This is a genomic window from Nostoc sp. NMS4, from assembly GCF_017115095.1.
GTDB lineage: Bacteria > Cyanobacteriota > Cyanobacteriia > Cyanobacteriales > Nostocaceae > Nostoc.
In genome coordinates this window covers 1-8764 of sequence record NZ_JABXKI010000395.1, presented here as the reverse complement: position 1 = coordinate 8764, position 8764 = coordinate 1, and the positions used below count along the sequence as shown (strand labels likewise).

Annotated in this window: 5 protein-coding genes; 4 read left to right on the top strand and 1 reads right to left on the bottom strand. The window is 40.3% G+C overall.

Annotation, left to right across the window (positions count from 1 at the left end; all coding sequences use genetic code 11):
* Window positions 1–269: 269 nt before the first annotated feature.
* On the bottom strand, window positions 270–2711 hold the full coding sequence (locus HWQ37_RS32465; RefSeq protein WP_292755204.1) for an NHL repeat-containing protein: 2442 nt from the start codon (window positions 2709–2711) through the stop codon (window positions 270–272).
* Between the two features lie 182 nt (window positions 2712–2893).
* Here HWQ37_RS32465 and HWQ37_RS32460 point away from each other — a divergent pair, with 182 nt between their 5' ends.
* The 4 genes from HWQ37_RS32460 (at window position 2894) to HWQ37_RS32445 (ending at window position 8658) form a co-directional block, all read left to right on the top strand.
* Window positions 2894–4243, top strand: a complete 1350-nt coding sequence (locus HWQ37_RS32460; RefSeq protein WP_292755202.1) for a glutamine synthetase family protein — start codon at window positions 2894–2896, stop codon at window positions 4241–4243.
* A gap of 99 nt (window positions 4244–4342) precedes the next feature.
* Window positions 4343–5482, top strand: coding sequence for an amidohydrolase family protein (locus tag HWQ37_RS32455; RefSeq protein ID WP_292755200.1), 1140 nt, complete (start codon window positions 4343–4345; stop codon window positions 5480–5482).
* An 801-nt stretch (window positions 5483–6283) separates the two neighbouring features.
* Window positions 6284–7450, top strand: coding sequence for a glycosyltransferase family 4 protein (locus HWQ37_RS32450; protein ID WP_292755198.1), 1167 nt, complete (start codon window positions 6284–6286; stop codon window positions 7448–7450).
* Between the two features lie 62 nt (window positions 7451–7512).
* On the top strand, window positions 7513–8658 hold the full coding sequence (locus HWQ37_RS32445) for a glycosyltransferase family 4 protein (protein ID WP_292755196.1): 1146 nt from the start codon (window positions 7513–7515) through the stop codon (window positions 8656–8658).
* The last annotated feature ends 106 nt before the right edge of the window (window positions 8659–8764 follow it).

The window sequence follows — 8764 nt, the reverse complement described above, 5'->3', positions numbered from 1 at the left end:
ATCCCCCCTTGCAAAGGGGGGAAACAAGAAATCTAGTTCCCTCCCCTTTGCAAGGCTGCGGTATACACACAAGTCGAATTACCCCCCTTATAAAGCGGGGAAAAAAGAAATCTAGTTCCCTCCCCTTTGCAAGGGGAGGGTTAGGGAGGGGTAAAACCTTGGTTAATCAGCTATTTCAGACTTATGTGTACATCGTAGCTACTTCGTTGAGGGAGGGGATGTAAGCGAGTCAAAAACAAAACGCCCAGGTAAATTAACCACAAATCCCTTTACCCGGCTAGCCGATACATAATCACTTTTCCTTTCCAATTTTCTTCTACAAATACCAAATATTCACCATTGGAACGCCGAAAAGCGCGGATACCGTAGGGTATATCAATCCAGCCACTTTCGCTACCAACTTCTGGGCCTGGTTTTAACTGTTGTACTTGCGCTCCCGTTGTGGCATTGTAGACATATACTTCTGCGGTTTTAACTGTCACAGCAAATACATTGTTTCCCGCTACACTGATTGCGGCTGTAGACACTTCGCGCTTACCAGTGCTGTCGTAGGGAATTACAATCCGCCACTTGGGGGTACGATTTCCTTGACTCCAATTGTCAAAACGAGCAATTTCAGATCCAGCAACTCCAGTATCGTCGCCCAATGCAGGATGATCTACCGTGAAGCCTGACAAATACATACTATCTGTTTTAGGGAAATATTCGATCCGCCGCAAGTCGTTAAATATTTTGGGAGTAGCTTGCTTTTCCATCGAACTATAGTTGTAGATGGGGTTGCCTTTAGAATCTATTCCTTGTAAAGGATAGTGGCGAATGCCATCTTCTGTTCGCAAAGCTTTCCAAATATCTCCTTTACTATCTACCCACCAGCCGCCGAGATGAGGATAATCTTTGTTGCGATCGTATTCGTTCTTTTCAAATTTGCCATTACCATTGCGATCGCGCCAAATCCATTCGCCTTGTTCTGGCTGATGCGGTGGCCAATTTCCGGCGAAAAATGGTTTATCTGTGCTATTAGTACCGACAAACATTCCGGCGGGGATAGCAACTTTACCATCTGTGGCGGGATTAAAACGATAAATTTGCAGAAAGCTGTTATACATATCTGTGAGGAACAAAAACGGCTTTCCTTGGATGCGGCGAACAAAGGTTCCATCTGGCGATGTATGCAGACGGGGATCTTGAGGATATTTGAAAGGATTTAAAGTGTAGGCTTTGTAAGTCCATTGTTTACCAGCAGACTTACTGTAATCCATCAGATAGTGTTCTTGTTTGGTGAATAAATCTACACCATCAGTTTTAGGATCGGCATCTGCATTATCGACGAATATCAATCCCAGCGATCGCCACAGCAGTTTTCCCGATGATGAAAATTTCCGCAAATCTGTTCCTGATTTGTTGAAACCATTACTATTTATATAGATATTACCGGAAGCATCTGTACCAACTCCAGTAAGTCCATAAAGTTTCAAATCTCGAACTTCACCCGCAACTCCTGCATAGATACCGCCTTTAGAACCGAAACTACCTACCTGCACTGGTTGATCTTTGATGTCGTAAATCAACATTTGCTGACGCGGGCCATTTTCTGCCACTAACAGCTTACCTTGATGATTAACTGCGATCGCAGTTGGTTCGACGATATCTGCAATCTCTTGGGGCAATTGCTTTCCACTTTGGGAATAATGGAGAATTTTTGCAGGTTTACTACCATTTTTGCCTTGAATAATCCACAGATTTTTTTGGGGATCGATAGTTATTGCTCCCGGATTCGCAACGCTAAAGCTGCGGAGTTCTTTCATCGTATCAGTATCATAAATACGAATCCGATTAGCAGCAAAATCACTCACATACAACTCATTTTCTACAGTTGCTAATCCAGTCACTTCACTTTTAGTACTGGTAATCAACATACTTTTATCCCAACCACGCCCATTCGGAAATGGCGCAGGTTTCCCCGTCAAGTCATAGCGTCTAACACTATACCAAGTTGTTCCTTCCGGTGGGTAATCTTCTTTTGTATCGCCCCTAGAACCTTGAGTCATGGCAATGTAAACATATTTACTATTTGCTGTTACAGCTTTACCACCGCCACGACTCCAGCCATGAGTATCTCCAAGGGCAGCAATAACCTTACCATCTTTATAGATTCCTGCCTCCATTCCTGCCTCATCCCAATGGCTGTTAGTATAAACTGTGCCATCAGGGGCAACATACATTGCCTCAATATTGTTTTGTACCCGCAGATTTCCACTGCCAATAGTATTACCTATCCACGATGTTTTGTAGTTGAGTGTGGGTGTTTCAGTTTTATTTTGTACTAGCAGATTTTCACTGTCGATAGTATTACTTATTGGTGATATTTTGTGTGTAAGCGTAGGTATTTCAGTATTGTTTTGTCCCCACAGATGTTCGCTGCCAATAGTATTATTTATTGGTAATATTTTGTGTGTAAGCGTGGGTATTTCAGTATTATTTTCTACCCGCAGATTATCACTGCCAATAGTATTATGTGTAAGTGTGCGTGTTCCAGTTGTCGCCCAGTCTGTTGTAATTCCAAGGGTAGTAACAATAACTGCAACAGTCAGACTGAGTAAAAATTTGAAAGTTTTACTTCTTTGTAAATATCTAGTATTAGATAATTTTTTGATGTGCTGATTGAGATGATGACGGAGTTTTTTAAACTGCGTCAGTAATTTATTTATCATATAATTTTCAGGTTTTAATTATTTATATACAATCATTGTTTATAAAATCCGTAAAAAAATCTAACTATTTTGAAGTGGCTAAAATCCGGTCTATGTATGGACACGGCATCTGATATCACTCTGCCATAACTTTCATGAGAAAATAACAGAGAATAACAGAGTAAAAATAAAAATAACTAGCAATGGCTGAAAAAAATAACTTTAAAAAAATACGAAAATATCTTGAAGAAGCTGATATTAAATTTGTGCGAGTTCTTTGGTGCGATAATGCTAATATTATCCGTGGCAAAGCTGTGCATCTGGGAATGTTAGCTCACTACTTTGAACATGGAGTAGGGATTTCTGTAGGGCAGCAGGGAATTCCCGTAATGTATGATGCAGTTGTGCCAGAAACAAATTTAGGGCCAGTAGGTGAAATTCGCTTAGTCCCAGATTGGTCTAGCCTCAAGCCTTTACCTTATAGTCCTGGTCATGCTCGTGTCATGGGCAATATGATACTAAATGGTGCTGCTTGGGGGTTATGCCCACGAAATTTTTTGAAGCGGATGATTGCGGCAGCTAAATCAACTGGTTGGGAAGTACGAGCAGCCTTTGAAAATGAGTTTTATTTACTACGGCAAACACCTGATGGCATCATTCCGGCTGACTCCACAGTTTTTGCTTCAACTCAGGCAATGGATCTTCACCGCGAAGTAATTGATGAAATCGCTGATGCACTTATTGCCCAAGGTATACCTGTCGAACAGTATTATCCTGAATCAGGCCCAGGTCAGCAGGAAATTACCATGCGCTATACCGATGCTTTACAAGCAGCTGACTGGCAAATTGCTTTTCGAGAAACTGTCAGAGCGATCGCCCACCGCCACAACCTCATCGCTTCATTTTTACCCAAAATCTTCCCGGATGCAGCTGGTAGTGGTTGTCATATCCATCTGAGCCTTTGGCATGGCGAGAAAAACCTATTACCCGATCCTCGGAATATCTATGGTCTTTCTGAGGTGGCATTACAATTTATCGCTGGTATCCTACACCATCTGCCGGCACTGATGGCACTAACTACCCCAAGTACTAATTCTTACCGCCGCATTCTTCCTCATAGTTGGAGTGGTGCTTTCCGTTGTTGGGGATTAGATAATCGGGAGGCTGCCGTTAGAGTCCCTAGTAACCCTGCTTTGGGCTGTCCCAGCCACTTTGAATTGAAAACTGTAGATGCCTCAGCTAATCCTTACTTAGCAATGGGAGCAGCGATCGCAGCCGGACTTGATGGCGTGCAGCACAGTCTCACACCACCAAACCCAGTAAATCAAGACCCCGGATATTTATCAATTGAAGAACGCAATACTAATGAAATAGACCCATTACCAAATAATTTAGGGCAAGCGATCGCTCATCTCCAGCAAGACGATATCCTATTAACAGCTTTAAATCCCCAGTTAGCCAAAGCGTTCTTAGCAGTGCGTCAAGCAGAGTGGCAAGCAATGAAAGATTGGGAATTAACCGCAGAAGTGAAAACATTATTAGAAAAATACTAGTACCGCAAGGCGGAATTCGGAATTCGTAATTCGTAATTACCATTACGTAAGGAGTCTTTTCCTAATTCCCCACTCTCTACTCCCTACTCCCTACTAAAAATGAATCTGGCTGATATTCCTTTAATCGATCAACACGCCCACAACATCTTAAAACCAGAAGTAGCTGCCCAGTCTCCCTATGCAGCCGCCTTTACTGAAGGCTACGATTCAGAAATCATCAACTACCATGCTCGTTATACCTTCTTTTATCGGCGTAGCTTGCGCGATATTGCTGCTTTATTGAACTGCGAAGCTGAAGAAACAGCAATTTTGGCACGGCGAGAAAGTCTAGGATTAGAAGAACTAACGCAAATTTATTTTCGGGCTGCTAACGTAGAGGCGATTTACTTAGATGATGGTTTGCAGCCAGAAACTATCCTACCTCTGTCGTGGCATGAAAGGTTGATTCCTGTGCGACGAATTCTGAGATTAGAACTATTAGCAGAACAGCTAATTCCACAATCTCCTAATTTTGCTACTTTCCTAGCCAGATTCAACAGTGAACTTGATCCCACACCGTTGGGAGTAGTAGCTTTTAAAAGTATTGCCTGTTACCGGAGTGGTTTGGATATTCAACCGGTAGCTGACGAGGTGGCGGCGGCTCAGTTTGACAACCTCAAACAACAACTACACAATCAACCTCTGCGACTGACAGATAAACCTCTGATTGATTTTTTGTTACAACAGGCATTATCAGTAGCAGCAAAATACCACTTACCAGTGCAATTTCATACTGGCTACGGCGATCCCAGCTTAGATTTACGATTGGCTAATCCTCTAAATCTGCGATATTTACTAGAGTTACCGCAGTACCGCCATGTACCAATAGTATTGCTACACGCTTCATATCCTTACATGCAGGAGGCTGGTTATTTAGCTTCTGTATATCCCCAAGTTTATCTAGATTTTGGTTTGGCAATACCCTTTTTAAGCGTATCTGGGATGCGGGAAGCAATTAGGCAGATGTTAGAATTAACTCCCACTACTAAATTAATGTATTCTTCTGATGCTCACTCAATTCCAGAATTATACTACTTGGGTGCAAAGTGGGGTCGCCAGGTTTTAGGGGAAGTGCTAGAGCAAGCAATTACAGATTCTGACATAACTGTAGCTGAAGCTGAGACAATTTCTGTAGCAATTTTACGTGAAAACGCCTTAGTTCTCTACCAATCAGCGCACGAAACAAGTACTAAGCGTTAGCATTATTTATTACCCCAATCACTCTTGCTTTCAAAGTCGGCTGAGATTTTTCGTTCAACAGAGTGATTGAAAAGCGATATATAAGTCAATACAGTTCAGTTAAGCAATTTTTTCCTTCTCTTTCTTTTCTCTGCGTCCTCTGCGGTTCGTAAAAAAAAATGATACATAAGTAGCAAATTATTTTTATTTTACATAAGCTTTATATAGCTACCCTTATTCTTTGAATTTTCAGTTAATATCTTTAAAAGATTATTTAAGCTCGACTTTATCCAAAATTAAGAACTTGGTTTTCTTTATCCGATAAAAACCCTAGATTTTTGGTAAATACTTTTTCCACATCACAGATATCGATAAACTTAAAAAAGTAAACCTCCCTTCCCATAAAGGTTTCAGCTTAGGCGATCGCGTAACGACTCCGCAGGAGTATCGCGTGGCGACAAAAATAAATATGGTCGAGTTAAGGTATTAATATTTACTTATTTTTAAATCAAAATGGTAAGCATTAATACAAAAATGTTCTATATTTATGACTTTATAGCAGCTTTTCTCTCTCCCTATAAAGCATTCACATTTTTGAGTTGAGAGGTATCATATATATCTATCTAGGTGTAATCTAGTTAATAAAAATACAGCTTTGATTCCTTATTGACGTTGATATATAAATAGTTTATAAATTGGTTTTCTAGACAAAAATTATTATTAGTAATGTGTATTCATAAATTCTATTGATTCAGGTTTAGATACAGATATAAAAGCGCATATCTGTGCGCTTGTTTTAGTATATTTATAGGAGATCCATTAGTGGAAAATAAATCAGAAAATTTTGCTTCATCAGCATCTATTCTCACCCTGGGATTAGGCTGGTTTCCCAAAAGTCCAGGAGGATTAGAAAGATATATTTATGAACTAACTCATAAATTAGCTGCAAATCAAGACCAGGTTGAATTATGTGGAGTCGGTTTACCAGAGGTTGAAATAAATTCGCCGATTAAGCTGACTAACTTGGCTTCTCCTGATAGTCCTATTTGGGAAAGATTATGGTCGATTCGCACGAATTTTCAGAAAACAAGAACCAGCAAACCAGATGCTATTAATTTACACTTTGCATTATACAGCTTTCCTATTTTAGATATTTTACCAAAGGGAGTACCTATTACTTTTAACTTTCATGGACCTTGGGCTTCTGAGAGTCAGCAGGAAGTTGTTAACAAAAACCTCAGCCTTTTAATCAAACACTGGCTAATCGAACAAAACACTTATAATCGGTGCGATCGCTTCATTGTTTTGAGCAAAGCTTTTGGTAAAATTTTACATGATAAATATCAAGTACCGTGGAGCAAAATTAATGTGATTCCCGGTGGAGTTGATATTAATTGGTTTCAACCAAATTTATCACCCCAGGAGGCTTGTACAAAGCTAGGCTGGCCTAATAATCGCCGGATTATATTTACATCCCGCCGCTTAGTACATCGAACCGGTGTTGACAAATTATTGCAAGCACTGGCGATAATTAAGCCCAGAATACCAGATGTTTGGCTAGCGATCGCAGGTCGTGGTCACATCCAAGCTGCACTCCAACAACAGGCTACAGAATTAGGATTAGATGACAATGTTAAATTTTTAGGTTTTCTCCCTGATGAGCAATTACCTATAGCTTATCAAGCTGCTGAATTGACTATTATGCCTAGTCAATCTTTTGAAGGATTTGGATTAGTAATAGTTGAGTCTTTAGCCTGTGGTACTCCTGTTTTATGTACCCCTGTTGGCGGAATGCCAGAAATTTTATCAGAATTTTCACCCGATTTAATTACTACTTCCACAGACGCTTTAGCTATTGCTGAAAAATTAGAGCAAGTGCTTTTAAAAAATATCTCCATCCCTTCACGAGCGGACTGTCGCCAGTATGCCACCACACATTACGACTGGAATCAAATTGCCCAACAAGTACGGAATGTTTTATTAAATTAAACAAGTAGAGATGCGAAATGTTGCATCTCTAATCAACCATATTGTATTATATTAGTAAAATAATGAAAATTCTTTTTTTAGACCAAAGCGGTAAACCAGGTGGTGCCGAATTATGTTTAATAGACATTGCTAAACCTTATGGCGATTGCGCTTTAGTAAGTTTATTTGCAGATGGCGCATTTAAACATTTATTACAGCAAAATCATATCCCCGTAGAAGTTCTTGCAACTCAAGCAATCCAAGTTCGCAAAGAAAGCAATTTGCGACAAGGATTCAAGAGTTTGGGACAACTTGCACCTCTGATTAATAAGGTAGTTAAAAAAGCGCGTGAATACGATTTAATCTATGCCAACACCCAAAAAGCATTAGTTGTCGGAGCATTAGCAAGTTTTTTCAGTCGTCGCCCTCTGGTTTATCATTTACATGATATTCTTTCCCAAGAACATTTTAGTCAAACTAATCTTCGTATTGCGATTAACTTAGCTAATCGTTTTGCATCATTAGTAATTGCTAATTCTCAAGCTAGTCAAACAGCTTTTGTGCAAGCAGGAGGACGCACAGATATCGTTGAAGTTGTCTATAACGGCTTCGAGCCAAAAAAATATCAAACTGATAAATCTGACATTAATAAATTACGCCAACAGTTAGGATTAGAAGGAAAATTTGTTGTCGGACATTTTAGCCGTCTTGCACCTTGGAAAGGGCAGCATATTCTAATTGAAGCCCTTGCCAAATGTCCGCCAGAAGTGACAGTAATTTTAGTGGGTGATGCACTATTTGGCGAACAAGATTATGTCCAAAAGTTACATCAACAAGTTAGTCAACTGAGACTAGAAAACCGCGTCAAGTTTTTAGGATTTCGTTCTGATATTCCCCAGTTAATGGCAGCTTGTGATTTAGTAGCACATACCTCTACTTCGCCAGAACCCTTTGGTAGAGTGATTGTAGAGGCGATGCTATGTGAAAAACCTGTAGTTGCAGCCAAAGCTGGGGGTGTAATGGAATTAGTGGAACATGGATTTAATGGTTTTCTAGTGACACCAGGAGAACCCCAGGAACTTGCACAAGTAATTAGCACTTGTTTACAGGAGACGGAAATAACTGCGACTATAGCCAGTAATGCCAGGACTACTGCTAGTCAGCGTTTTGATGTTGCAATTATTAATCAGCAAATTGCCCAACTGCTGTCTCATATCGTGTCCGGGTAAAGACTTACAGCAGATTGCAGGGAGCAAGGGGGAAATGACCCCTGTTCCCTGCCTCTTCGTTGAGCGATGCCTACGGCGGCAAGCTACACTAATTTTGCTAGACTAA